14 protein-coding genes are annotated in these 25,940 nt (G+C 69.8%); 6 read left to right on the top strand and 8 right to left on the bottom strand.

What is annotated here, in order from left to right; genetic code table 11:
• Window positions 1-9: 9 nt before the first annotated feature.
• Window positions 10-804 (bottom strand): enoyl-CoA hydratase, encoded by a 795-nt coding sequence (locus C8258_RS22890; RefSeq protein WP_106956953.1) that lies wholly within the window; start codon window positions 802-804, stop codon window positions 10-12.
• 145 nt (window positions 805-949) lie between these two features.
• On the opposite strand from C8258_RS22890, the gene C8258_RS22885 reads away from it, so the two are divergent.
• Window positions 950-2,209, top strand: coding sequence for a TetR/AcrR family transcriptional regulator (locus tag C8258_RS22885; RefSeq protein WP_051024269.1), 1,260 nt, complete (start codon window positions 950-952; stop codon window positions 2,207-2,209).
• Window positions 2,210-2,230: 21 nt separating this feature from the next.
• Here the strand turns inward: C8258_RS22885 and C8258_RS22880 are convergent, their stop codons facing one another.
• Complete coding sequence (locus tag C8258_RS22880) at window positions 2,231-3,694, bottom strand: aldehyde dehydrogenase family protein (RefSeq protein WP_106956998.1); 1,464 nt, start codon at window positions 3,692-3,694, stop codon at window positions 2,231-2,233.
• A 605-nt stretch (window positions 3,695-4,299) separates the two neighbouring features.
• On the opposite strand from C8258_RS22880, the gene C8258_RS22870 reads away from it, so the two are divergent.
• Genes C8258_RS22870 through C8258_RS22860 form a run of 3 tightly spaced genes read left to right on the top strand, consistent with a single transcriptional unit; the run spans window position 4,300 to window position 6,967 of the window.
• A complete protein-coding gene (locus C8258_RS22870; protein ID WP_304598383.1) occupies window positions 4,300-5,298 on the top strand; it encodes an ATP-binding cassette domain-containing protein in 999 nt (332 codons plus the stop codon).
• 38 nt (window positions 5,299-5,336) lie between these two features.
• Entirely contained in the window at window positions 5,337-6,104 is a 768-nt protein-coding gene (locus C8258_RS22865; RefSeq protein ID WP_106956997.1) for an ABC transporter permease, read from the top strand.
• Window positions 6,105-6,109: 5 nt separating this feature from the next.
• Window positions 6,110-6,967, top strand: a complete 858-nt coding sequence (locus C8258_RS22860) for an ABC transporter permease (protein WP_369974806.1) — start codon at window positions 6,110-6,112, stop codon at window positions 6,965-6,967.
• A gap of 18 nt (window positions 6,968-6,985) precedes the next feature.
• Here C8258_RS22860 and C8258_RS22855 read toward each other — a convergent pair whose 3' ends face one another.
• Genes C8258_RS22855 through C8258_RS22845 form a run of 3 tightly spaced genes read right to left on the bottom strand, consistent with a single transcriptional unit; the run spans window position 6,986 to window position 8,046 of the window.
• On the bottom strand, window positions 6,986-7,387 hold the full coding sequence (locus C8258_RS22855; protein WP_233225267.1) for a type II toxin-antitoxin system death-on-curing family toxin: 402 nt from the start codon (window positions 7,385-7,387) through the stop codon (window positions 6,986-6,988).
• Entirely contained in the window at window positions 7,384-7,584 is a 201-nt protein-coding gene (locus tag C8258_RS22850) for a hypothetical protein (RefSeq protein ID WP_063010369.1), read from the bottom strand. The genes C8258_RS22855 and C8258_RS22850 overlap by 4 nt, the downstream gene beginning before the upstream one ends.
• 45 nt (window positions 7,585-7,629) lie before the next feature.
• Entirely contained in the window at window positions 7,630-8,046 is a 417-nt protein-coding gene (locus C8258_RS22845) for a MerR family transcriptional regulator (protein ID WP_106956950.1), read from the bottom strand.
• A gap of 65 nt (window positions 8,047-8,111) precedes the next feature.
• On the opposite strand from C8258_RS22845, the gene C8258_RS22840 reads away from it, so the two are divergent.
• Complete coding sequence (locus C8258_RS22840) at window positions 8,112-8,978, top strand: polysaccharide deacetylase family protein (protein WP_106956996.1); 867 nt, start codon at window positions 8,112-8,114, stop codon at window positions 8,976-8,978.
• Window positions 8,979-8,984: 6 nt separating this feature from the next.
• On the opposite strand, the gene C8258_RS22835 is transcribed toward C8258_RS22840, so the two are convergent.
• The 3 genes from C8258_RS22835 to C8258_RS22825 form a co-directional block, all read right to left on the bottom strand.
• The gene (locus C8258_RS22835; protein WP_106956949.1) at window positions 8,985-10,232 is read right to left on the bottom strand and encodes an Nramp family divalent metal transporter; all 1,248 of its coding nucleotides are present in this window, start codon (window positions 10,230-10,232) and stop codon (window positions 8,985-8,987) included.
• A 113-nt stretch (window positions 10,233-10,345) separates the two neighbouring features.
• Window positions 10,346-11,374 carry an alpha/beta hydrolase family protein gene (locus C8258_RS22830; RefSeq protein WP_106956948.1) on the bottom strand — a complete coding sequence of 343 codons (1,029 nt, stop codon included), beginning with the start codon at window positions 11,372-11,374 and terminating at the stop codon, window positions 10,346-10,348.
• 193 nt (window positions 11,375-11,567) lie between these two features.
• Entirely contained in the window at window positions 11,568-25,262 is a 13,695-nt protein-coding gene (locus tag C8258_RS22825) for a condensation domain-containing protein (RefSeq protein WP_158271296.1), read from the bottom strand.
• 336 nt (window positions 25,263-25,598) lie between these two features.
• Between C8258_RS22825 and C8258_RS22820 the strand changes: the two genes are divergently transcribed.
• Window positions 25,599-25,895 (top strand): hypothetical protein, encoded by a 297-nt coding sequence (locus C8258_RS22820; RefSeq protein ID WP_036498138.1) that lies wholly within the window; start codon window positions 25,599-25,601, stop codon window positions 25,893-25,895.
• The last annotated feature ends 45 nt before the right edge of the window (window positions 25,896-25,940 follow it).

The raw sequence follows: 25,940 nt of genomic DNA, 5'->3' as shown, positions 1-25,940 counted from the left end.
GAGGGCGTCCTAGTGGGTGAACACCGCTTTGCGCTTGCCGAGCATCGCGGCGGCGCCCTCGGCGAAATCGGGTCCGCGCAGCAACTCGGCCTGCCCGGCCTTCTCGGCGGCGAGCGCCTCGTCCAACGACGCCAGGGCGGCCCGGTTGAGGGTGCGCTTGGTGAGTTCGAGGGCGCGGCGCGGGCCGTGGGCGAGTTTGGCGGCGACCGCCTCGACCTTCGCATCGAGCTCGTCGACGGGCAGGACCCCGGCCAGCAGGCCGCGCCGATAGGCCTCGGTGACGGGCAGCCGCTCCCCGAGCAGCGCCAGCTCCGCGGCCAGCGCCCGGCCGGATGCGGCGGCCACCAGCGCGGCGGCGCCACCGTCGGGCATCAGGCCGATGTTGATGAAGGCCTGCAGCAGATAGGCCTCCTCGCTCGCATAGGTGAAATCGGCGGAAAGTGCCAGCGCCACACCGATTCCCGCGGCGGCACCGCGCACCCGCGCGATCACCGGCACCGGCGCGTCGATGATCGAACGGATCATCCGGTTCGCGCCGTCCATGGTCATCTCGGGGGTGATGCCCCGCTCCTTCTCGGCGGCCGCCGCGGCCAGATCGGCGCCGGTGCAGAAATCGCCGCCCGCCCCGGTCAGCACGACGACGCGAATCGACTCATCCTCGGCCACATTCCCCAGCGTGTCACCGAGGGCGATCATCGCGTCGTAGCTGAGGGCGTTCTTGCGACCGGGATTGTCGATGGTCACCCGCAAAACGCGATCGTCCCGCACGATGGTGAGGCCGGGGGTGTGGTCGTGATCGCTCATGGTTACTCCCAGGTGGGCCGCCGCCGGTGGCGACGAGACGAGAATGATGGTTAACTTTGCGAATTGTGGTTAACTTATGTTGACTTGTCCGGCGCTGTCAACCAATCGGCGCCGTCGACGAGCCGAAACGCAGAAGGAGAGGTGTATGGTCGCGGATCGCAGCGAGGCCGGGCTCGCATCCGCGCGACCGGGTACCACCACGACGACCCGGCGTCGGCCGAAGAATCGCAAGGCACAGATTGTGCGGGTCGCCGCCCGCGCCTTCAGTGAGCGCGGCTATCACCCGGTCGGCGTGGACGAGATCGCCGCCGAGGTGGGCATCTCGGGACCGGCGCTGTACCGCCACTTCGCCAACAAGTACGCACTGCTGGTGGCCGCCGCCGAGGCCGGCGCCCAGCAACTGCTCGACGCCGCCAAGGCCGCCGACGCACCCGGACTCGATCCGAAATCGCGACTCACCGCGCTGATCCGCGCGTTGGCCGAGCACACCATCGATGTGCGCCGCGAGGGCGGGTTGTACCGCTGGGAGCGCCGCTACCTCGAGCGCGAGGACCGCGCGCGCATCCGGGTGATCTACGACGAACTGCAGGATCTCATCGAATCCGCGGTCGCCGCGCTGCGGCCGGAGGCATCGCCCGCCGACGTGGAACTGATCGCGACCGGCATGCTGGGCGTGATCGGCAGCATCACCGCGCACCGCACCGCCCTGTCCAACGCGCGGCTGACCGATCTGATGCTCGATATGTGCTGGTCGCTCCTGCACACCGAGCTGCCGCCGCTGCCCGATCCCGCGGCCGGTGGGGCGCCGGTGCGCGGGCTGCCGCTGAGTTCCAAACGCGAACAGCTGCTCACCGAGGCGATCCGCATCTTCGGCCGCCAGGGCTACCACGAGGCCAGTATCGAGGAGATCGGCGCGGCGGTCGGCATCAACGCGTCCAGCGTGTACCGCTACTTCGCGAGTAAATCCGATCTGCTGGCCGCCGCGTTCCACCGCACCGGGGAACGCGTCGCGATCGCGAATTCCGAGGCACTGGCGGAGGCGACCAGCCGCTCCGACGCCGCGCTGCGCATCGCGGCGCGGTTCGCGCGGCTGACCTTCTCGACGCCGGAGATCCTGCCGGTCTACTTCGCCGAATTCTCGAATCTGCCCGCGGCCGAACAGCAGAAGCTGCGTTCGGTGCAGCGGCAGAACGTGCTCGAATGGGCGCATCTGCTCGACGACGACCCGGCCGAGGCGCGCTGCCGCGTCCATGCAGCCATCGCGCAGGTCGTCGACGTCGGGCGGCGCGTGCGCTTCGAGAATCGGCCGGAACATGTCGCCCGGGTGTGCGCGTTGATGGAAGCGGTTCTGCTGGGCTGGAATTCAGCACCGGAGGCGGCGCAGGGCGAACAGCTCGAGGCGTAGCTGCGCCGGAACCGGCCGTCCCTAGAACCGGCTGTGGCGGATCCGGAAGATCGCCCGCGTCAACCGCAGATGGCGCGGGTGCCGGTCGAAACTCGACAGATCCACCGGCGCCCGGTAGCGCTTCTCCGCGATCGCCAGGGTGCGGCTGAATTCGCGCAGTCCGGCCTCACCGTGCGTATGTCCCTGCCCGTACTCGCCGACCCCGCCGAAGGGCAGGGCTGGGTTGGCGGCGTAGGCCATGGTCGAATTCACGGTCACCACACCGGTTCTGATGCGTTCGGCGAAGTCGGCGACACCCCGCACGTCGCGGGTGAACACCGAGACCGCCAGGCCTTGATCGGCGGCGTTGATGCGGTCGATCGCCTCGTCGATATTCGCCACCCGATTCACGATCAGCACCGGCCCGACCGCCTCCGCGGTGATCGCCTGGCTGTCCTCGGGCACATCGGTCAGCACGATCGGCTCGATATACGGTTCGCGGATCGATTCCAGGCCGCCCACCACGGCCCGGCCGCCGCGCGCGATCGCATCCTTGACCTGCCGGCGGACCACGTCGACCTGGGAATCCATGATCATCGGACCGTAGGAGGCCTTGCGATCGCCACCGGGACGCAGCGAACGCGCCTGGGCGACGACCCTTTCCAGGAACGGTTCGTAGACCGAGTCCGCGACATAGGCCCGCTGGATACCGGCCGGGCTCTGCCCCGCGTTGGACATGGCGCCGAACACCGCCGCCTCGGCCGCGGTGTCGAGTTTGGCGTCGACGTGCACGATCATCGTGCCTTTGCCGGCCTTCTCGACCACGACGGGCGTCAGCGTGGGCGCGCACAGTTCGATCACCTCGCGCGCACCGGCCTCGGAGCCGGCGTAGGCGATCTTGTCGACCCGGGCGCGGCACAGCTCGGCGCTGGTCGCGCTCGTTCCGGTGATCGCCTGCAGGACAGGCTTGTTCGGCGCCAGCGCCGCCCAGCTGTCGGCCAGCCAGATACCGACACCGGGGGTGAGCTCGCTGGGCTTGAACACCACCGCGTTGCCGGCGGCCATCGCATACGCGATCGAGCCCATCGGGGTGAAGACCGGATTGTTCGGCGAGCCGAGCACCCCGACGACGCCCAGCGGCAGATAGCCGACCGAGGCCCGCTGATTGCGGGTGAGCCAGGTCGAGGCGAGTTTGCTTCGCCCCAAGAGTTTTTCGGCGTTGCGCGCGGCCCAGTTCAGATGTTCCACGGCGAGCATGATCTCGATCGCGGCGTCGACGCGCGGCTTACCCGATTCGGTGCAGATCAGTTCGGCCAGTTCGCCGGCGTTGCGGGCGATACTGCGCTTCCATTCCAGCAGCCAGCGCTTGCGCCCGGCGAATCCGATTGCCGCCCACCAGGTCTCGGCCGATCGAGCGGCGCGCACGATCTCGGTGACCGCGGCCGCGTCCATGACCGGATATTCGCCGATGAGCTCGCCGGTGCGTGGATCGTGGGACTTCAGCATCTCGGCCATTGGCCACCCTCTCGCCGGCGGAGACCTCGGCATTCGTTCGACGTGTGCACCAGCAGCGGGCGGGCGACGATGCCGCGGGCGGGTGCGGACGAATCGATACCGCTCCCCTGGTCGTCAGACTATGGTGCGTTCCGGGCGAGCGACAACAACCGCGAACATCCTACGAACCGCCCGGTCCGCGTCCGGACCAGCGACAATGGCGATCGAGGCCGATTCGCCGACGGAAGTGTGAGCAACGCCACAGATTGAACCCGCCGACGCGTTTCGACAACGCCCTGTTTCAGATCGCGGTAGAAAACTACCGCGGCGGAAAACTCCGGGGCCCGGTCGACGCCCCGAGCCCGCGGCACCGACGGCCGAGCAGCCGGACGAAGTAACATCGCGCCCGGTGGAAGGTATCCATCAACCGGGACAAAGATCAGCGTTCCGGACAATCCGGTCGCGGCCCGGCCGATAGTGGAGAGTTGATGCCGAGTTTGGACAACGCAGAATCGCACACACCGCGTGAGGATTCGGGCGGCACCGACGCGGCAGCGTCTCGGGCGAACACCGACGCGGCAGCGTCTCGCGCAAACACCGACGCGGCAGCGTCTCGGGTGAGCACCGACATCACCACCGGTGCCGATACCGCTGTGACCGCATCGGGCACCGATCCGGCCGTCGTGGTCGACGATGTGCGCAAATCCTTCGGCGAGGTCCAGGCGCTGCAGGGCATCAGCTTCACCGCCGCCCGCGCCTCGGTACTGGGCATCCTCGGACCCAACGGCGCCGGCAAGACCACCACGGTCAAGATCCTGTCCACCCTGTTGCGCCCCGATTCGGGCAGCGCCTCGGTGGCCGGGCACGACGTGGTCGCCGACGCGGCCGGGGTGCGCCGCTCGATCATGATGACCGGGCAGTACGCCGCGCTGGACGAGAATCTCTCCGGCCGTGAGAACCTGGAACTGTTCGGGCGGTTGATGGGCCTGCCGAAGAAGGACGCGCGTCGCCGCGCCGACACCCTGCTCGAGGAATTCGACCTGGTCGGCGCCGGTAAGCGCGCGGTGCGGCACTACTCCGGCGGTATGCGCCGCCGCGTCGACATCGCCTGCGGATTGGTGGTGCGGCCGGAGGTGGTCTTCCTCGACGAGCCGACCACCGGCCTCGACCCGCGCAGCCGTCAGGGCGTGTGGGATCTGGTCAACGCACTCAAGGAGCAGGGCATCACGGTGCTGCTGACCACGCAGTATCTGGAAGAGGCCGACGTTCTCAGCGACAACATCATCGTCATCGACAAGGGCACGGTGATCGCCGAGGGCACCGCCGACGAACTCAAGGAGAAGACCGGCGGCAGCTACTGCGAGGTGGTCCCGCTGGACCCGACGCAGCTGCGCAAGGCGGTGACCGCGCTCGGCGAGCTGGTGCCCGAGGCGCTGCGGCACGAATTCGCCGGCGACCGGATCTCCATCCCCGCCCCGGACGGGGCGAGCACCCTGGCCGAGGCGGTACGCCGTCTCGACGCCGCGGGGCTGGAACTGGCCGATATCGCGCTGCGGCGGCCCTCGCTCGACGACGTCTTCCTGTCCATCACCGGTCATTCCGGCGGAGTTCAGTGAGCGCGCCGGTGGCCGCCGAGGCCCGCCTCTTCGCACAGATGCCCGAGGCGCGGATCTCCAGCTTCGCCCAGTGGCGGGCGCTGACCGGGCGGATCGTGCGCACGATGGCGACCAAGGGAGAACTGGTCGTGGCGGTGATCACGCCGCTGGTGTTCACCCTCGGCTTCTATCTGCCGCTGCGTTATGTGATGCAGTTCCGCGGTATCGACTACGCCCAGTTCGTGATGCCGATCATCGTGCTGCAGACCATGTCGTTCACGATGATGTCGAATGCGCAGATCGCCGCCTTCGAATCGATGACCGGTCTGCACACCCGGATGCAGACCATGCCGATCGGGCCGATGGTCCCGCTGACCTCGCGCATCTGCGCGGGTCTGGTGCGCTCGGTGACCTCGCTGATCGCGGCGTTGATCTTCGGCTACATGATCGGTTTCCGGTTCACCGCCGGCCTCGGCCAGGCGGTGCTGTTCTGCGCGTTCTCACTGGCCGTCGGAACCGTGCTGGCCATCGGCGCGGACGCGCTGGGCAGTTTCACCAAGAGTCCGGAGGCGCTGAGTCAGGCACTGACCCTGCCGACGCTGATCCTCGGCATGCTGTCGTGCGGGTTCGTGCCGGAATCCGGATTCCCGGCATGGATTCGGCCGTTCGCGCGTAATCAGCCGGTCTCGCAGTTCTCCTTCGCGCTGCGGGATATGGCCGCGGGCGGGGTGAGCTGGCATGTGCTGTGGGTGCCGCTGGTGTGGTTGATCAGTCTGACGGCGGCGTTCGTACCGCTGGCGGTGTGGGCGAGTGTGAGGCGATCGTGAGCAGTCTGACCATCGATACGACCGAGACCGCCCCGGAGACTCTCGGCTGGCAGACGCCGCTGCCGACGGTCGCGCCGCGGTCGGAGCGGTCCGTCGCGACCTGGGCGCGGCACAGCCTGATCCAATGCAAGCGGTTGCTGATGGTGTGGGCGCGCGACCCCGCGACCACCATTCAGACGCTGATCTACCCCGCCCTCACTCTGCTGATGTTCCGGATCGTGCTCGGTGATTCGATCACCGCGGCCACCGGCATGCCCAGCGTCTACGGCACGGTCCCGCTGATCACTCTGGTGGCGGCGATGTCCGGAGCCGTGGTCAGTGCGCTGGGCTTCAAAACCGAGAAGTACACCGGCCTGCTCGGCCGCTTCTGGACGATGCCGATCCACCGGGCCGCGGGGCTCACCGGGCGGCTGCTGGCCGAGGCGCTGCGCGTCCTGGTGACCACGCTGTTCGTGATCGCGGTCGGCGTCTGCATCGGCTTCCGCTTCTGGAACGGCCCGCTGGCCTCCCTGGCCATGATCGGCATCCCGGTGCTGTTCGGCGTGGGCTTCGCGGTGATGGTGACCGCCCTGGCCACCGTCTCCGAGGGCGTGATGCTGGTCAACATCATCAGCATCATCAACACCCTGCTGATGTTCTTCAACTCCGGCTTCGTCCCGGTCTTCGCCTATCCCACCTGGTTGCAGACGATCGTCGAGAACCAGCCCATGAGCACCGCCATCGACGCCATGCGCGGCCTCTGCTGGGACGGCCCGGTCGCCGAACCCCTGTGGAAGACGGTGGCCTGGGTCCTCGGCATGATCGTCGTCTTCGGCTACCCGGCCGTACGCGGTTACCGCCGCGCCGCCGAAACGGGAGCGTAAACCGTCGCCCGACGGTGATCAGCGGACAGCGGGGTATTCCAGAGCCTTGGCGATGGCCGGGATCTCGACGACCGCACCGGTGGCGACGTCCACGACCAAGTTTTCGCAGTAGTCCGTGTCGACTCGAAGTTGTACGCCGTTGAACGCGAGAAACATCATGCACGCCAACCAGGCTGTCCGCTTGTTGCCGTCGATGAACGGATGATTCCGTGACAACGACTGGAGCAGTGCTGCCGCCTTCTCGAACACGCCCGGGTAGACCACCACCCCGAATGCGCGAGTTTGCGGGCGGTACACCGCCGACAGCAGTAGGCCGATATCCCGCACCATCGTCCGGACATCGCCTGTCACCCGATCCGCGATCATGAGGACGTCCTCCAGATCCACGTAGACTACGGAATCTTCGGGAAGATCGGTCACTTCAGCCGATCCAGAAGTTCGGCCCAGCGGCCCATTTCGACGTCCAGGATTTCACGTGCCCGATCGCGATGGTCGTGGCGCGCCACATATTCGGCCACAGCCTTGTTGATCATCGTATTGATGCTGATGCCCTCTGCCTCGGCTTGTCTCTTGACTGCCGCCTCATTGTCATCGGTGAACCGTACGTTGATCGCCACAGAGTGATAGTACCAGTTTGGTACCACCGGCTGACTGCCCAGCGGCTACCCACCGGGCGCACCGACCCTTGCCACACCGTCTTGCCCCACCGAGGCCGGGCGGGCGCAGCCGCGTAGTTCGCCGATGTAGGCGGTCATGGCGTCGCGGTTGCGGGTGAGCAGGTCGATGCGCTGGGTCAGGCGGTCGCGCTGATGTTCGAGTGTCGCGATGATTTCCGGTGTGGCGTCGGCGAAATGGATGTCGCGCGGATCGTCCAGGCAGGGCAGGATCTGCTTGATGATCCGGGTGGGCAGGCCCGCGTCCAGCAGCCCGCGGATGTGCAGGATCTGATCGACCAGACGCTCGTCGTAGTCGCGGTAACCGTTGGCGCAGCGGCGCACCCGGATCAGGCCCTGCTCCTCGTAGTAGCGCAACAGCCGCCGGGACGTATCGGTCCGCTCCGCCAACTCACCGATTCGCATATGCCCTACCTCACAACGGCTTTCGATTGACCTTCACATGTATGGCAAGGTTCGACGATACCGGCATGAGCACGGATATCACACTGTACGACTACTCCCCCATCACCGAGCGCGAGCCGATCCACTGGCCCGAGGGCAAACGAGTCGCGTTCTACGTCGGCCTCAATATCGAACATTTCTACGTCGACCTGCCGGGCACCGCGACCTACGAGGGCACCACCGCCCTGACGCCGGACGCCCTGAACTACGGCTGGCGCGACTACGGCCCGCGGGTGGGCATCTGGCGCCAGATCCAACTGCTCGACAAGTACGGGATCCGGGCCAGCGCCCTGTTGAATTCCGATGTGGGCGAACGGTATCCGCAGATCATCGCGGCCGGGAAGGAACGCGGCTGGGATTGGCTCGCGCACGGCAGCAGCAATAGCCATCTGCACACCGGACTGTCGCCGGACGAGGAACGCCGGGCCCTGACCGATATCGTCACCACCATCGAGAAGACCACCGGCCGCCGGCCCCGGGGCTGGATGGGACCCGGCCTCACCGAAACCTTCCACACGCCGCAGCTGCTGGCCGAACTGGGACTCGAGTACGTCCTCGACTGGACCAACGACGATCAGCCTTATCGGCTGAATGTGCCCGGGCTGCTGAGTGTTCCGTATTCGGTGGAACTGAACGACATCGGCATCTTCGTCAGCAAGGGCCTCACCGGCCCCGATTTCGTCCGCATGGTCCGCGACCAGCTCGACCAGCTCTACGCCGATTCCGCCGACAGCGGCCGGGTGCTGGCGCTGGCGCTGCACCCGTTCGTCACCGGCCAGGCGTTCCGGCACCGCTATCTGGACGAGGCGCTCGACTACGTGGTGAACCATCCGGGCGTCTGGGTGACCACGAGCGACGAGATCGCGGAGCATTATCGACGGACGACGGCGTGACGGCCGCTATCGCCCGGCGACGGTCAGATAGATCAGCAACAGGTTCAAGGCGCTGATCACCGCGGCGATCAGCCACGCGGCCGCGGTGGTCGCCCGATGATTGGCGTCCGCACCCATCAGGACGCGATCACTCGTGAACCGCACCAACGGGATCAGCGCGAACGGGATGCCGAAGGACAGCACCACCTGCGAGACGATCAGGGCGCGGGTGGGGTCCACGCCGGCGGCGAGGATCAGCAGCGCGGGAATCAGGGTGACCACGCGGCGGAACAGCAGTGGGACCTTGCGGCGGAGCAGCCCGTCCATGATCATCGCGCCGGCGTAGGCGCCCACCGAGGTGGACGCCAGGCCGGAGGCCAGCAGGGCCACGGCCAGCAGCAGGGCGGCCCAGGGACCGAGGACCTCGCGGACCGCGGCGTGCGCGGATTCGATCGAGTCGATATCGCGGCCGCCGAGCGTGGCGGCGGCCATCAGCAGCATCGCCAGATTGACCGCGCCGGCGATGATCATCGCGAGCCCGACGTCCATGCGTGTCGCGCGCAGCAGGCGGCTGCGGCGCGGGCCCGGCTCGGTGCGGCCGTGCCGGTCGCGGGTCAGGCCGGAGTGCAGATAGATCGCGTGCGGCATCACTGTGGCGCCGATCATCGCGGCGGCGAGCAGCACGCTCTGCGCACCCTCGAAACGCGGCACCAGCCCGCCGGCCACGCCGGACGGCGCGGGCGGCGAGATCACCACACCGGCCAGGAAGCCGATCGCGATCACCGCCAGCAGACCGATGATCACGCGCTCGAACGGCTGCTGTCCGCGGCGGTTCTGCACGGCCAGCAAGGCCATCGACACCGTGCCGGTGATCACGCCGCCGAGCAGCAGCGGCAGCCCGAACAGCAGGTTCAAGGCGATGGCGCCGCCGACGACTTCGGCGAGATCGGTTGCCATCGCGGCCAATTCGGCCTGTCCCCAGTAGGCCAGCCGGACCGGGCGCCCGGCTCGTTCGCGCACGATCTGCGGTAGTGAGCGGCCGGTCACCACGCCCAGTTTCGCCGACAGATACTGCACCAGCGCGGCCATCACATTCGCCATGACGACCACCCACACCAGCAGATAGCCGTACTGCGCGCCGGCGCTGATATTGGAGGCCACATTGCCGGGGTCGACATAGGCGATCGCCGCCACGAACGCCGGGCCCAGCAGGACCACGAGCGAACGCAGCCGATTCCGGCTCGCCGGCCCGGATTCGACGGTGATCGCGTCCATGAAGAATAGTTTACGGGCAACCGAACTTTTTAGTGAGCCAGCCCCCCGAAAAGAACGAATCCGCCCCGATCGCGAGGGCGATCGAGGCGGATTCGGCGGTTCGGGTGAGGCGGTCAGATGCCCAGACCGCGGGCCAGCACCGGCCACGAGTCGAGGAAGTCGTCGTGCCAGTAGCCCCACGAGTGGGTGCCCGAGCTGCGGAAGTTGTAGGTCGCCGGAATGTTCAGCGAATCCAGCTTCGCCTGCAGGTCGTGGCTGCAGTAGTTGGTCGCGGCCTCGATCACGCCGCCGACGACGAGCTGGTTGCCCAAGCCGTAGGCGCCGGGGAGGGCGTAGGGGCCGTTGAGGGTGTCCCACTGGCCGGGCAGGCCGTTACCCGAGGAGATGTACAGGTTCGCGCCGCGCAGCTGATCGGCGTGCAGCAGCGGGTCGTTGTCCTGCCAGGCCGGGTTGTCGTCCTCGCCGTACATGTTGCGCACGTCGCCGCCGCCCCATGTGTTGACGGTGAGCTTCACCGCTTCGCGGCCGACCTGTGTGCTGCTCTCCGCGCAGCCGGAGTAGGCGGCCACCGACTTGTACAGGCCCGGCTTGGCGATCGCCAGGTTCAGCACCGAGGTGCCCGAAGTCGACAGGCCCGCAATGGCATTGACCCCGTTGGTGCCCAGCGCGCCGTCGATCAGCGGGGGCAGCTCCTCGGTGAAGAACGTCTTCCACTTGTTGCGGCCCAGGCTCGGGTCGTCCTTCAGCCAGTCGGTGTAGTAGCTCCACTTACCGCCGATGGGTTGCACGACGTTGACGTTCTTGTCCGACAGGAAGCCGTTGACGATATCGGTCTTCTTCTGCCACGACGCGTCGTCCTCGCCGCCGCCCGCGCCGTTGAGCAGATACAGGGTCGGACGCGGCACCGAGGCGTCGGCGGGGCGCTGCACATCGACCGGGAAGGTGCGGTTCATCGCCGCCGAGTGGACGTACAGCCGGATGCTGCGGTCGTCCTTGTAGGTGGCCTTCTCGATCCGCGATCCGTCGGGCGACTGCGGGTCGGCCAACAGAGACTTCGAGGCGATGACCGGATCGTCCGCCGAGGCGGACGTTGCGCCGACTCCGGCCACGACGCCTGTGAGGACTCCGGTGGCCGCGAGCACGGCAGCAGCTCTCAGACCACTACGCCGGAAGTGTCGACGAATCAATGTTCACACCTTCGCTATCTGCTCGAATTCGGTTTCAGCTTTCCGCGGGGCGCCCGGCGAGGCGCCACCCGGACGGTCGAGACCTCGCCCGACCCTACGGCCTATCTAGTCGTCTGACCAGACCGGTCCGTTACGTATGCGCCGCCCATCATGCCGGAGACGGCCCCTCCGGGCGAGGACCGGCCCTGCGCGCCAGCAGTGGTCCGAGGTCGGAGGGCGCCGCCGATCCGGCGGCCGCCGACACGTCGAGGTCGGCGAGGTCCGCCTGCGGCGTCTCGACGAACCGGGCGACGAGTGCGGCGAGTCGTTGCGAGAAGGCGCCGGCGGCGGATTCGTCGAAGACGTCGCGCGCGTATTTCAGGGTGACGCGAAGCTGGTTGTCGCGCACCACGACAACGGTCAGCGGATAGTCGAGATCGTCCGCTACGGCGAATCCGGTCACCCCGACGCCGTCGACGGCCAGCCGGTCGAGTACCTCGCGATCGACCGGGAACGATTCGAATACGACCAGGGAGTCGAACATTCCGCCCACACCGGCGGCATTCTCGATATCGCGCAACCCCAGACAGCAGGATTCCGACAGCGCGGACTGTTCGGCCTGCAAGCGGGTCAGCAACTCGGTCACGGTGCCCGAGGACGCCGCGCGCAGCCGCACCGGAACCACGGTCCGGAACGACCCCACCATCGCCGCCACTCCGGGCAGGGCCGTGGGCCGGCCGGAAACCACTGCGCCGAAGACGATGTCGTCGCGGCCGGTCTCCCGCGCGACGACCAGGCCCCAGGCCGCCCGCACCACGGTGTCCACCGAGACGTTCAGCCGGACCGCGAGTCGGGTCAGGCGCTCGGTCTCAGCGGCCGACAGTTCGAAGCCGACGACGCCCGTCTCGTTCGAGCGGGCGGGACCCGCCTCGGCCGGGGCCAGCAGCGTCGGTTCGGTGACGCCGGCGAGTGCGTGCCGCCACCGCGCGCGTGCGGTGGTGAGATCCTGTGCGGCCAGCCACCGCAGATACTCCGCGTGCGAAACGGATTTCGGCAGCTGCCGGGTCCGCGTGCCCACCGCGTAGCGCGTCAGCAGGTCCCGGACGAGCAGCGACGCCGACCAGCCGTCGATCAGCGCACGATGGCCGGTGATCAGCAGGCGGTAGGCCGCGGCGGGCAACCGCAGGAAGGTGAAGCGCAGCAGCGGCGCCCGATCCGGCTCGACATTCTCGGCGGAGTCGAGTTCGGCGATGCGCGTCGCCTCGGCCTGCGCCGCGTCGACTTCGAGATCGGTGAGATCGATACCGCGCCAGGCGACGTCGACGCGGGACGACACCACCTGGATCGGAGTGCCGGCGTGGTCGGCGGTGAAAGCGACGCGCAGGGCGTCGTGGCGCTCGAGCACGGCTTGCGCCGCAGCGCGCAACCGGGACTCGTCCACGGAACCGTCGAGATCCACGGTGACCCTGGTCAGCGCCGGGCCCACCGGGGAGTCGGCGCGGGCGGCCAGCATATCCGCCTGCGCCGCGGGTACCGGCCAGACATCCGCCAGATTCGGGTAGAGCTGCGACAGCTCGGAGATCTCGTTCTGCTCCATCCGCACCAGGGTGAAGTCCGACACCGTGAAACCGCCTGCATCGGGGCGGGTTCCGTGTTCGGCCAGACCGCCCAGGGCTCGAACCCATTGTCCGGCGAACTCTTTCACCTGATCGACGGTGAAAACCGATGCCGCGTAGTCGAACCGCGCGAGCAAGCCGTCGTCGGTCGCGTCCACGGTGATGTCGAGCAGCACATCGCCGGGCGGCGGTCCCGGATAGGGCCGGGCCGGACGCAGATCCCGGTAGCGGAAGGCGGTGCGCCCTCGGGCCGCCGCGGCCAACTGCGGACCGGTCCGCGGGTTGAGATAACGCAGCAGGCCGTAGCCGACCCCGGAATCGGGTACTGCGCGGCGCAACTCCTTGATCCGGCCGATGGCCACGCCGGCAGCGGGGCCGCCGAGCAGAGCCTCGTCCACATCGATTCCCGCAAGGCCCACGAGCAACGGGTGGGTGGTCGTGAAACCGCCTGCGGTAGTGGCGTATTCGGCTCCGCACACCGCGCGACCGTCGGCCGGCAGCTGCACCACCGCACCGATCAGGTCGCCGGCGGTGCCGCGGGGCGTGGGTTCCTGCGCCAGGGCGAACGCGGTGAGCAGTACCTCCTCGACGGTGGCATGGTAGGCCCGCGCCACCGCGTCCACGGCGATCGCGCCCTCGGCGGTGATCACCAGCGAAACCCGGCCGCGCGCCGCGAGATCGAGCCCCTGAATCGGGGCGTCGGCCGGGGCGGGCCGGAGATGGTGGTGCCACCAGTCGAGTTGCTCGACGGTGTCGGCGGCCATCGCCCGCTCGTGCAGGACGCGACTGAATCCGATCGGACCGGCGTCGACGGCCGCGGGCGCGGAATGGCCGCCCGCCCAGGCGTCCGACAGCTCGTCGACCACGATCCGCCAGGACGTATCGTCGATGACCAGGCAGTTCGCGACCACGACCACATTCGCCGCAGCGTCACCGCCTTCGGGCGACGGGATCAGCCCGAAGGCGATGTTGTGCCCGCTCGCCGGATCCAGTTCCCGGCCCATCGCCCGAACCGCCAGATCGACGGCCTCGGAGCCCGGCGCGAACTGCCGCAACACCGCCGCCGGGGGCGTTTCCGGAATCACGAACACTCCGGCCTCGTCGTCCAGCCGCGCCGACAGCATCGGATGCCGCTCGAGGACGCCCGCCACCGCTTCCCGGATCCGCTCGGGATCGCAGTCGGACGGAAGATCGACCACGATCGCCTGCTGCGGCAGCGGCGACGCTTCCAGTCCCAGTAGCCGAACCGCCATCGGCGGCAACGGCATCGGCCCACCGGTGGCGGCCGGCGCCTCGAGGATCGCGACGCGGGCGAGCGATTCGATCGTGCGTGCGGTGAACACATCGCGGGGCGTGAAACGCAGACCCCGGATGCGAGCCCGCGCCGCGAGTCGAACGGCCAGCGCGATGTCACCACCCAGTGCGAAGAAGTCGTCGTTCGCGCCGACGCGCTCGATCCCCGCCACCTCGGCGAAGATTTCGGCGATCAACTGTTCGGCCGGGGTTTCCGGTGCTCGGCGGGCCGGCTCGATCGCCGGGCCGCCGGCGCGCGGTTCGGTTCGGCCCACGTATTCCAGCGTCGGCACACCGCGCTGCCGGCGAACCACGTAGCCGGTGCGGAACAACCGCTGCCCGGGCGCTCCGCCGGGATCGGCGACGAACCGGGCCGCGGTGGCACCGGGGCGGTCGTGATATCCCCGCGCCAGCTGGACGCCGCCGAGATACAGCTCGCCGGCCACTCCCGCCGGCACCGGCCGCAACCGCGCGTCGAGTAGCACCGCGCGCACGCCCCGGTTCGGCGCAGCGATCGCCGGCACCGCATCGGGCGCCGCCACCTCACCCACGGCGAAGGCGACGGTGCTCTCGGTGGCGCCGAAGGCGATGTGCACGCGGGGATCCGGGCCCTCGGGACCGTTCTGCCACCACGCCGGTGCATCGGCCCCGACCGGCTCGGCACCGGTGAGGATGATCTGCGCCGACTCCGGTAGATCGCCGTCCAGTGCGGCGAGCGTCGGCACGTCGAGAACGGCATGCGTCACCTCGCGGTCGCGCATGACCCCGGCCAGTTCGGCGCCTCCCGCGATGTGCGGCGCCACGATGACCAGCGGCCCGGCCACCCCGACGGCGAGCACCAGCTCGAGCAGCGCCGCGGCATGCGCGGGCGACGCGAAGGCCAGAACCCGAGCGGCCGGGCCCCGCTCGTAGCGCTCAGCGAGTTCGGCGCTCAGGTTTCCCAGCCCCGAGTGCGTGAGCACGACGGCGCCCGGCCGGTCGGCGGCATCGTCGGAATCGGGAGCGTAGAGCAGGCACGCGGCATTGTCCGGATGCAGCGCGACGGTGCGGTCGGCATCGGAAATCGGTGCGCCGGAACAGGAGTCGACCTCATAGGCGAACCTCGGGTCGTCCAGCACGATCCAGCCGCCCGCGGTATCCGGTAGCTGCGCGCCCGCGGCTCGCACCGTCACGCCGAGGTCCGCGCGACAGTCGGACACGATCCGGGCGATCCGGTCGGCGGGACCGCTCGGATCGATCGGCACGAGCACCGCACCCGATTTGACCACCGACCACAGCGCCACCACGGCTTCGAGCGAACGGCCGATGGCCACCGCGACCCGGATATCCGGGCCCGCCCCCAGTTCGATCAGCAGCCGGGCCAGTTTGGTCGAGGCCAGGTCGAGCTGGGCGTAGGTGAACGCGCGACCGCCCACGACCACCGCCGGACCGTCCGGATCGGCGGCGACCGCGGCCGCCATCAGGTCGGGCAGCGTCACGGGCGCGCGCACCGGCACGTCGATGTCCGCGTCGAGATCGCCGGTCTCGGGTGCCCCGGGCATCTCCGGGCCGTCGAGCGCGATGTCGGCGTCGTGTGCCACCGCCGCCAGAATCCGCACCAGTTGCTCGGCGGCCTGCGCGACCGTCTCGCGGTCGAACAGGTCGGTGGCATAGGTGAATTCACCGCGGATCCCGGCCGCACCGCCGGCGGCCGTGCGATGTTCGCGCAGAGTCAGTCGCAGATCGAACCGCTCGCTGTCGGTGACCGGTTCCGCCACCGCGGAACTCAGGTCCGGTACGTCGAAACCGCACGCCACCGGTTCGCCGAAGGAGAACGCCACCTGCGTCAGCGGATGCCACGCTTCGCCGCGCTGCGGAGCCAGCGCGTCCACGAGGCGTTCGAAGGGGACGCCGGCGTTGGCGACAGCCCGCAGATGGGTATCGCGGACCTCGGTCAGCAACTGCGCGAAGGTGTGATTCGGCGTGACCCGGCTGCGCAGCACCAGGATGTCGGCGAACGGGCCGACCACCTCGGCGAGGCCGGGTTCGCCACGGCCGGTGACCGGCGTTCCGATCGTGACGTCGTCGGTACCGGACATCCGGGCCAGCACCACCGCGAACGCCGCGTGCACCACCGCGGACACGGTCGAGCTGTATGCCGGCGCCAGCGCGGTGAGGGCGGCGTGCACCCGCGGCTCTACGGTGATGTCGACCGTGCCGACGTCGAAACTCCGCTGCGGCGGGCGACCGGCGGGCCAGCGCGGTTCGTCCGCGAGATCGGCGAGTTCCGTTGTCCAGTAACGCAATCGGCCGGAGATCGGGGAGTCCGGATCCTCCTCGGAACCCGATACCGCGAGCTGCCACTGCGCGTAATCGGCGTAGCGCACGGGTAGCGGTGCCCACGCCGGCGCTCGGACCGCGCGCCGGGATGTGTACGCGGTCGCGAGGTCCCGGATCAGCAACCTCATCGAGAGCTCGTCCACGGCGATCCGGTGGGCGGCGATCATCAGCACATATTCGGTACCGGACAGCTGCTGGAGACGTACACGGAACGGAACGTCGACGGTGACATCGACGCCGCCGCCGAATTCGCCTGTCCCCCGCTCCGCGCCGGCCTGCACGACCTCGAGCTCCGGCGTCGCCTCGGCCACCGGCAGCACCCGCTGAATCGGGGTGCCCGTTCCGGCCTCGACCTCGGGATAGACCGTGCGCAGTATGTCGTGCCGCGCCACCAGGTCCGCCAGCGCCTGCCGCAACACCGCCACATCCAGCGCGCCCGACACCCGGATCTCGCACGAGATGAGGTAATCCGTTGCGGTGGTGTCGAACTGGTCGAGCAGCCAGAACCGATGCTGGGCGTAGGACAGCGGCAGCGGTTCCCGCCGCAGCGCCGCGCTCAGCGCCGGTCGTGTGCCGCGCTCCAGCCACGCCGCCAGCGCCCCCACCGTCGCGGCCTCGTACAGGGCTCTCACCGGCACGTCGAATCCCAGTGCGCCGCCGATGTTCTCGGCGGCCCGGACCGCCCGCACGGAGTTGCCGCCGCGCGCGAAGAAGTCGTCGTCGATGCCGATTCGGTCGAGGCCGAGCACCTCGGCGAAGGCACCGGCCACGACTCCCTGCACCGGGGTGCCGGGCGCCCGGAAACCGGTGGACGCGGATTCCGGCTCCGGCAGCGCGTCTCGATCGAGCTTCCCGTTCGCGGTCAGCGGCAGCGAGTCGAGCACCACGAATGCGGCGGGGATCAGACGATCCGGCAACGCCGCGCGCAACGCCGATCTCACCTGCGCCAGATCGAGTTCCCGATCGGCGGAGACGAGATAGGCGACCAGTCGATCACCGGTGCGCGGATCGGATTTCGCCACCACCGCCGCCTGCGCGAGTTGCGGCAACCGCAGCAACACGGCCTCGATCTCGCCCGGTTGGACGCGGAAACCACCGACTACCGCCTGATGATCGGTGCGGCCGCGATAGTCGCGATCGCCGTCCGCGGTCCACGCGACCAGATCGCCGGTGCGATACATCCGCCCACCGCCGCCGAACGGGTCGGCCACGAAGCGTTCCGCCGTCCGGGCGGGACCCGCGACATAGCCGCGGGCGAGGTCCGGACCCGCCAGATACAGCTCGCCGGAGACACCGACCGGGACCGGATGCAGGCGTGAATCCAGAACGCGGACACCGCTGTTGCGGGGCGCGGCACCGGCCGCGTGCTCCGCGTCGAGCCGATGGTCGACGATCGAGATCCCGCCCTCGGCGTAGGCGGACAGGTGGTGGAGCTCCACCGGATGCGAGAAGTCCGGACGCTGCGGCGGCGTGCCGGGCACATCGCCGAGGACGATCACGCGCCGGAGCGAACTCGGACTCACCTTCGCGTCGTCGCCGGGCGCCGCATCGTCCAGCGATGACGCGGACGCGGTGTGCAGCGTGGTCACCCGCTCACGCTCGATCAGCTCGGACAGCGAACCGTCGGTGGCGTCCGGTGCGGCGAGTACCAGCCGACCGGCCGCCGTGACCGCGGTCCAGAACTCCCAGGCCGCCGACTCGAAGGGCGAGGTGGTCGCCGGGAGCACCGCATCGTCGGGCCCGAGCTCGAATCGTGTTCGGTACCGGACCACTTGGCGCGCGGCGGCGCTGTGCGCAACGGTGAGCCCCCGGAGCCGGGCGTTATCCCCCGGACCGACGATCACGTAGGCCGGATGCTGCGGGAGCAGCGGCGCGAGCCGATCGTCGTCGCCGACCGGCCGCGGCGAGATGCCGGACAACTCCAGTTCGTCGATGCGTACGACGTCCTCGCGGGCGACACCCCGGCCCGCCTCGGTGAACGCCGGCATGGATTGGGAGCGGCCGCGCCAATCACGGGCCACCACCGCGGGTTCGGCGGGCGCGCTGGACCCGGGCGGCACCGGCAGGTTCGTCGCGGACAGCACCACGACCGGCTCGGCGGCGGCGAGGAGGCGGCCGATCCGCTCGGCGGGCTGATCGGGATCCACCGGCACAGCGGCGCCGCCGGCGACCGAGACCGCGAACATCGCGATCACGAGGTCCACACCGCGCGGTATCACCAGCGCCACCCGCGACTCGGGGCCCACACCCAGCGTGATCAGGTGTCGCGCAAGACGATTGACCCGAGCATCGAGTTCCGCGTAGCTCAGTCTCAGCGGGGCCGGATCGGGCTTTCCGGCATCGGCCGAGTCGGCTACCAGCGCCACCGCATCCGGCGGTGCGGCGGCGACAGCGGCAGCCAGCAGGGCAGGCAGGGTGGTGGCGTCCGGATCCGGTTCGCCGGGCGCGCCAGGGTCCGGCGGGGTCCGCTCGGCGGGTGTGAGGATGTTCAGGTCACCGACCGGCGTCGTGGGGTCGGCCGCCACCTCCGCGAGCAGCAGGGTCAGCCGCTCGGCGATCGTGGTCGCGGTCGCGGCCTCGAACAGGTCGGTCGCGTACGTGAGAGCGCCGCCGATTCCCCTGGGGTTTCCGTCCTCGCCGTAGGTGTCGGCCACGCTCAGATGCAGATCGAGCGGCGTGGCGGCGGTATCGGCGTCGACCTCGGTCACGCTCAGACCGGGCAGATCCCATTCCGGCAGTGCCGATTCGGCGGCCCGGTCGCGCAGCGACAGGCCCACCTGGAACAGCGGATGATGCGCCGCCGACCGGGGCGCGGCCAGCGCCTCGATCAGGATCTCGAACGGCAGTTCGGTGTGAGCGTGGATCTGCGCGTCGCCGTCGCGCCGGCGCGTCAGCAGCTCGGTGAACGGTTCCCGCGGATCGACGTGGGTGCGGACCACCACTGTATCGGTGAACACGCCGATCAGATCGTCGAGTTCGGTCTCCGTGCGGCGCTCGACCGGAGTGCCGACAGCGATGTCGGTGCTGTCCGACAGCCGGGCGAGCAGTACGGCGAAGGCCGCATGGACGACGGTGGCCAGTGTCGCGCGGTGAGCGCGTGCCACCTCGAGCAGACCGGCGTGCACCTGCGGCGCGATCCACACGTCGACGCGGGCGCCGGCTCGCGTCGCCAGCGGCGGACGCGGACGGTCCGTGGGCAACGCCAGAACCTCGGGCAGCCCGCGCAGTTCGCGCTGCCAGTACGACAGTTCGCGGTGGGCAACCGAACCCGGCTGCGACACCGATCCGAGTACGCCGTCGCGCCAGAGCACATAATCCGTGTACTGCACCGGCAACGGCGCCCACTCGGGCGCGGCGCCGCGAGTACGGGCGGCGTAGGCGGCCAGCACATCGCGGACCAGCGGACGCGTCGAGGACATATCGGCGGCGATGTGGTGGACCACCACGATGAGGACGTACTCCCGCCGCGCTCCGGGGGCGAGATCGGCGATCTCGAGCAACCGCACCCGCAGGGGGATCTCGGTCGCGAGGTCGAACGGCGTTGCCGCCGTTGCCTTCACCGCTTCCGGTACATCGTCCGCGTCGAGCCGTTCGGAACGCAGCTCCAGCCGGATATCGGCGGGGAGCACCGTCTGCACCGGTCCATCCGCAGTATCCGGATACACGGTGCGCAGGATCTCGTGCCGGACGAGAACGTCGTCGAATGCGGTACCGAGCGCCTCGGTGTCCAGGCTGCCGGTCAACCGCAGCGCGAAGCTCAGGTGGTGGGCCTCGGCACGCGGGCGCGACTCCGGCGTGGCGGCATCACCACGGTCGAAACGGTTGAGGAACCACATCCGCTGCTGCGCCGGAGCGAGCGGCAGCCGCTCGGGACGCTCGATCGAACCGAGGCGAGGCCGGCGGCGGGCATGGATCTCCGCGTCGAGAACGGCCGCGAGCCCCGCGACGGTGGGGTTCTCGAACAGCCACCGCAGCGGCACCCGTTCGCCGAGCGCCGCGCCCAGCCGGGACACCACTCCGAGGGCGAGCGCGGAATCGCCACCTGCTGCGAAGAAGTCGTCGTCCGCGCCTACCCGCTCGCGGGCGAGTTCCGAGCCGAATGCCTCCGCGACGACCTGCTCCGTGGGAGTGACGGCCGCACGGAACTCGGGCTCGGCACGCATCGGCTCGGACGGTGCCGTCCCGCCGATCCGGGTCGCGCCCGGCCGCCGCCGGAATTCCATCCGATGATCCGTGCCGCCCAGCCGAACCAGGCGTGCGGGACGCGTGTCCTCCGGGGCATCCCAGAGCGCCCGATCGCCGGTCCGGTACATGCGTTCGCCGGAGCCGAACGGGTCGGCCACGAAACGTTCCGCGGTCGCACCGGGTCGTCGCAGGTACCCGCGGGCCAGCCGCTCTCCGGCGACATACAGTTCGCCCTGCTCCCCCTCCGGCACGGGACGCAGGCGGTCGTCGAGCACGTAGGCGCGAACATTCCACTGCGGCAACCCGATCGGCACGACCGGTCGATCCTCGCCGTCCGCCGGCCAGTAGGTGACCGAGATCGCGGCCTCGGGCGGCCCGTACAGCTGGTGCACACGAGCATCGCAGACGGCGTGTACCGCATCGACGGTTTCCGGGCACAACTCCTCGCCGATGACGAAGACGTCCTGCAACGTGGGGCAGCTTCCCGCGGCGGTGTGCTCGGCGAATTCCGACAGTGCCGACGGGGAGAAGTCGGTGACTGTAACGCCCTGGGCGGCAATCGTTTTCGCGAGAACGCGCGGATCACGCTCGCTGCCGCGCGCGGCGAGCACCAGCGTGGCGCCGGCGCGCAGAGGCAACAGGCAGCCCCACAGCGCCACATCCGCGGTCACCGCCGTCCACTGGAGATAGACGTCCCGGCTGCCCAGCGGGTAGGCCGCCGACATCCACTCGATCTGCTGGTCGAGCGCGGCGTGCGACAGCACGGCGCCCGTCGGCCGGCCGGCCGTTGCCGGAGCGAAGACGACGTAGGCCGGATGCCCGGGGAGCAACGGCGACAGCAGTTCCTGCGGCCTGATCGGGCTCGGATCGAAGCCGCCGAGATCCATCGTGTCCAACCGCAGCAGGGGGATGCGCGCGGGCACGGTGATGACGTCGGCGACGGTCGTCACCACGCAGACCGGCCGCGCGACATCGACGATATGTGCCGTGCGATCGGCCGGATCGTCGGGATCCAGCGGCACACAGACGCCACCGGCCGCCAGGATCGCGTACATGCCGACGAGCAGCTCCGGGGATCGGCGAACGGCCAGGCCGACCGTGGTCTCCGGTCGCACCCCGCGGGAAATGAGCAGGCGGGCAAGCTGGTTGACCTGAGCGTCCAATTGGGCGTAGGTGAGTTCGGCGCCCGCGCAGGAGACGGCTGTCGCGTCGGGCACCTGCGCCACGGCCCGGCGGAAGCCGTCCAGCAGCAGCGCCGGTGCGACCGGGTGCCGATTGTCGTTGTATTCGTGGACGATCCGGGTCAGATCGTCCGGAGCGAGACCCTCGAGGTCACCGACCGGGCGGTCCGGAGCGTCGGTCACCTCCGTCAGCAACCGCAGCAATCGATCGGCCAGCCGGGCCACCGTCGGCTCGTCGAACAGATCGGTCGCATACCCGAATCGCGCCGTCAGCTCCTGCCCGCGGCCGTCGGAGCGGACCGGCACCACGGTGAGGTGCAGATCGAACGGCGTTGCGGTGCAGCCGATCTCGACCGGCGCGAGCGACAGGCCCGGCAACGACAGCGGAATCCGATCCGGCTCACGCACCGACAACAGCACCTGCACCAGCGGGTGGCGGTCGCGCGAACGCCGCGGGCTCAGCCCTTCCAGCAGGAGCTCGAACGGCAGGACGGCATGCTCGAACGCGTCCCGGTCGCGCCGCGCCACTGTCGCCAGCAGTTCGGTGAACGGCATCGCCGGGTCCACCGGCGTCCGCAGTGCGACCAGATTCTCCAGCGGGCCGATCAGGGCGGCGAGGGCACCTTCGCGGCGGCCGGAAACCGGAGTGCCGACCACGATCTCGCGCCGACGCGACAGCCGCGCGAGCAGGACGGCCAACGCCGCGTGCAGCACGGTGAAGAGGTCGACACCCGACGTCCGCGCCAGCTCGTCGATTCGCTCCCGGAGCCGGGCGGCGATGGGGAACGGATATTCCGCGCCGCGCCCGGAAGCCACCGGCGGGCGCGGGCTATCCGCGGGCAGCGGCAGCGGATCGGATATTCCGGCGAGCACCTCCCGCCAGTATTCGATCTCCCCGGCCGCGACCGAGGTGGGATCGCGTCGATCGCCGAGGAGTTGGGCATTCAGCAGTGCGTGGTCGGCGTAGTGCAGTGCCAGCGGCGGGCGCGAAGGCACCGCGCGATTGCGCCGCGCGAGGAAGGCGATCAGCAGGTCGCGCAGGAGGACGGCCATCGACTCGTGGTCGGCGGCGATGCGATGCACGACGACCGCGAGTACGTGCTCCGCGTCGTTCAGTTCGGCCAGCGCGAACCGCACCGGCACCTCGGTCGCGACATCGAAGGCGGCGTCCACGATGTCGGCCAGCCAGCCGGAGAGTTCCGCCTCGTCGATCGAGACCGGCTCCACCTCCCGCACGGCCTCCTCCGGCGACAGGACGACCTGGTGGGGTATGCCGTCGGTCTGTGGATAGACGGTCCGCAGGATTTCGTGCCGCTCGGCCACGTCTGCCAGAGCGGCCCGCATCGCGTCCACATCGAGACGGCCGGACAGCCGCAGCGCGGAGGCGACCGCGTCCACGGGTGCGGTCGTGTGGCCGTCGCCGGCGTCGAACTGATTGTGAAACCAGATGTGCCACTGCTGCGGCGACAGCGGAAGACGGTCCGGGCGCACCGGCGGAACCGGCAGCGCGGGCGGCACCGGGTGCGCAGGGGGCTCCGGCAGCGCCGACGACACCGGGCGCGCGGACGGCTCCGGCAGTGCGGACGGCTCCGGCAGTGCGGACGGCCCCGGGCGCGCAGGCGGCTCCGGTAGTGCCGACGACTCCGGGCGCGCAGGCGGCACCGGTAGCGCTGACGGCCCCGGGCGCGCAGGCGGCTCCGGCAGCGCCGACGACTCCGGGCGCGCCGACGACTCCGGACGCGCCGACGGCACCGGGCGCACAGGGGGCTCCGGTAGTGCCGACGACTCCGGGCGCGCGGACGGCACCGGTAGTGCGGACGGCACTGGGCGCGCAGGCGGCTCCGGCAGCGCCGACGGCTCCGGCAGCGCCGACGGCTCCGGCGTGATGACCCGCCCGGCCGCGGGCAGCATCGGCGCGGAAGCAGCAGGCTCCGGCGCGGAAGCAAAGAGCCTCGGCGCGGACACAAAGCGCTCCCGCGCGGACGCAGTGGACTCGGGCGCAGAAACATCGGACTCCGGCACGGACACGGCAGGCACCGGCGCAGAAGCACCGGACTCCGATGCGGTCGCGGCGGGCTCCGGCGCGGTCCCGGCGGGCTCCGGCGCGGACGCACCACGCACGGGCGCAGAAGCACCGGACTCCGGCGCGGGCGCAACGGGTTGCGACGCGGACGGCTCGCCAGCATCCTCGCGCGCGGCGGTGCCGGGCCGCGGCAGGAATTCGAGCCCGCTCTCGGTGCGCCGCACCACTTCTCCGGTGCGGAACAGGCGAGAACCGTCGGGCTCGAACGGATTCGCGACGAAGGCCGCCGCGGTCGCCGCCGGGCGGCCGTGACAGCTCCGCGCCAATCTGTCACCACCGATATACAACTCGCCCGCCACGCCGTCCGGCACCGGTCGCAACTGCTCGTCGAGCACCCACACGGCGATACCGCGCATCGGCTCACCGACGCCCGGTGCGACACCGGCCGTCGCGAGTGCGGTGACGGGCGTGACCGCCTGTGTCTGCGAGGTGAGAACGGCGTGGGTGACCTCCGCCGCGGCCGACAGTTCCGTGAGGTCCGCGCCCGTGGCCACCGTGGGCGCGGCGACGACCAGCGTCGCACTGCCCCGGATCGCGGTCAGCAGCTCGAGCAACGACAGGGCCGAGGCCGACGCTGCCGGATGCAGTACTCGCGACTCGGCGTCGACGCCCAGCCGCTCGCGACGCTCGTCGCAGGCGGCGCACAGCCCGGCCTGGGTGATCACGGTGCCGACGGCCGCGTCCGTCTCGTCGACCGGATAGAGCACCGCCGCCGGATGTTCGGCCCGCAGCGGACGCACCCGGTGGGCATAGGTCACCGGATCGGCGGGCAGCCGGTCCAGCGCGGCGCCCAGTTCGGCGCTGTCGAGACACAGCCATTCCGGCGCGGCCGGCAGTCCCGCGAGGTCGGCCGTCATGGTCAGCCCCACCGCGGGACGCGCATCGGCGAGAATTCGGCTCGTCCACGACTGCGGCGCAGCGGGATCCAGGGGTACGACGGCGGCGCCGGTCTGCGCGACCGCCCAGACCGCGATCACCGCTTCCAGCGAGGGCGGGGCCGCCACGGCCACCAGGTCCTCACTGCCGATGCCGCGCTGGATCAGCAACCGGGCCAACGGCGCCGACTCGGCGTCCAGCTCGGCATAGGTGAGATCGGCCACCGGGCCGGTGCGGTCCGCGACGACGACGGCTATCGCGTCCGGATCGGATTCCACCGCGGCGGTCAGCAGTTGCGGCAGCGTTCTCACGAACGATCTATGGGACCGGGCTCGGCGAATGCCGACAGAGTGAGTCATACCGTGGTCTCCTGCCGAACATCTTCCCGCCGCTCGAACAGCCGAACCACGAGCCTCTACCTCCTACCGCCGGTTGCCCGCTCATTGTCGGGCATGGGCCGACCCCACGCACCCCGGGCACCGATCCCTCAGCATGGTCGCAGATCGGCGGCAACGGCGTGTGAAACCGGGCCACCCGGATAAACCACTGTGGCGAAGCGACATACGTTGTCCGGTGCGCGACCGGCATGCCAGAATCGCCCCTGTACGGATGACGGGTCGGGAAGAAAACTACACGGAGGACTTTCGATGTTGCGAACTGCAGGTTTTATCGGCGCTGCCGCGCTGGCCGGCCTGGTCACAGTGCTCGCGCCCGCGTCCGCGAACGCGGCGACCGGCTCGCTCGGCATCAACAGCCGGATGATCGGCAACCCGTCGGGATGCATTCAGGTGAACGGCAGCCCGCTGATGGCCAACTCGGTGGCCAACTACACCGATCGCGACGCCACCGTCTTCAGCAACGCCGACTGCACCGGTGATGTCACCGGCACGGTGCCCGCGGGTGCCGTCGGCGCCGCGAACGGTGCCAGCATCCAGATCGGCTGACATGCGGTAGCAGCTCGGACAGTCGAAGGCCGCGTGGCGAATTCG

The organism is Nocardia sp. MDA0666, from assembly GCF_003023875.1.
GTDB lineage: Bacteria > Actinomycetota > Actinomycetes > Mycobacteriales > Mycobacteriaceae > Nocardia > Nocardia aobensis.
This window is presented reverse-complemented; position numbering and strand designations above follow the sequence as displayed.

Bases quoted from the DNA above. Each gene is read 5' to 3' on its own strand.
- C8258_RS22890 (WP_106956953.1), bottom strand. From the start codon at position 804: ATGAGCGATCACGACCACACCCCCGGCCTCACCATCGTGCGGGACGAT.
- C8258_RS22885 (WP_051024269.1), top strand. From the start codon at position 950: ATGGTCGCGGATCGCAGCGAGGCCGGGCTCGCATCCGCGCGACCGGGT.
- C8258_RS22835 (WP_106956949.1), bottom strand. From the start codon at position 10,232: ATGGACGCGATCACCGTCGAATCCGGGCCGGCGAGCCGGAATCGGCTG.
- C8258_RS22820 (WP_036498138.1), top strand. From the start codon at position 25,599: ATGTTGCGAACTGCAGGTTTTATCGGCGCTGCCGCGCTGGCCGGCCTG.
- C8258_RS22865 (WP_106956997.1), top strand. From the start codon at position 5,337: ATGCCCGAGGCGCGGATCTCCAGCTTCGCCCAGTGGCGGGCGCTGACC.
- C8258_RS22840 (WP_106956996.1), top strand. From the start codon at position 8,112: ATGAGCACGGATATCACACTGTACGACTACTCCCCCATCACCGAGCGC.
- C8258_RS22880 (WP_106956998.1), bottom strand. From the start codon at position 3,694: ATGCTGAAGTCCCACGATCCACGCACCGGCGAGCTCATCGGCGAATAT.
- C8258_RS22845 (WP_106956950.1), bottom strand. From the start codon at position 8,046: ATGCGAATCGGTGAGTTGGCGGAGCGGACCGATACGTCCCGGCGGCTG.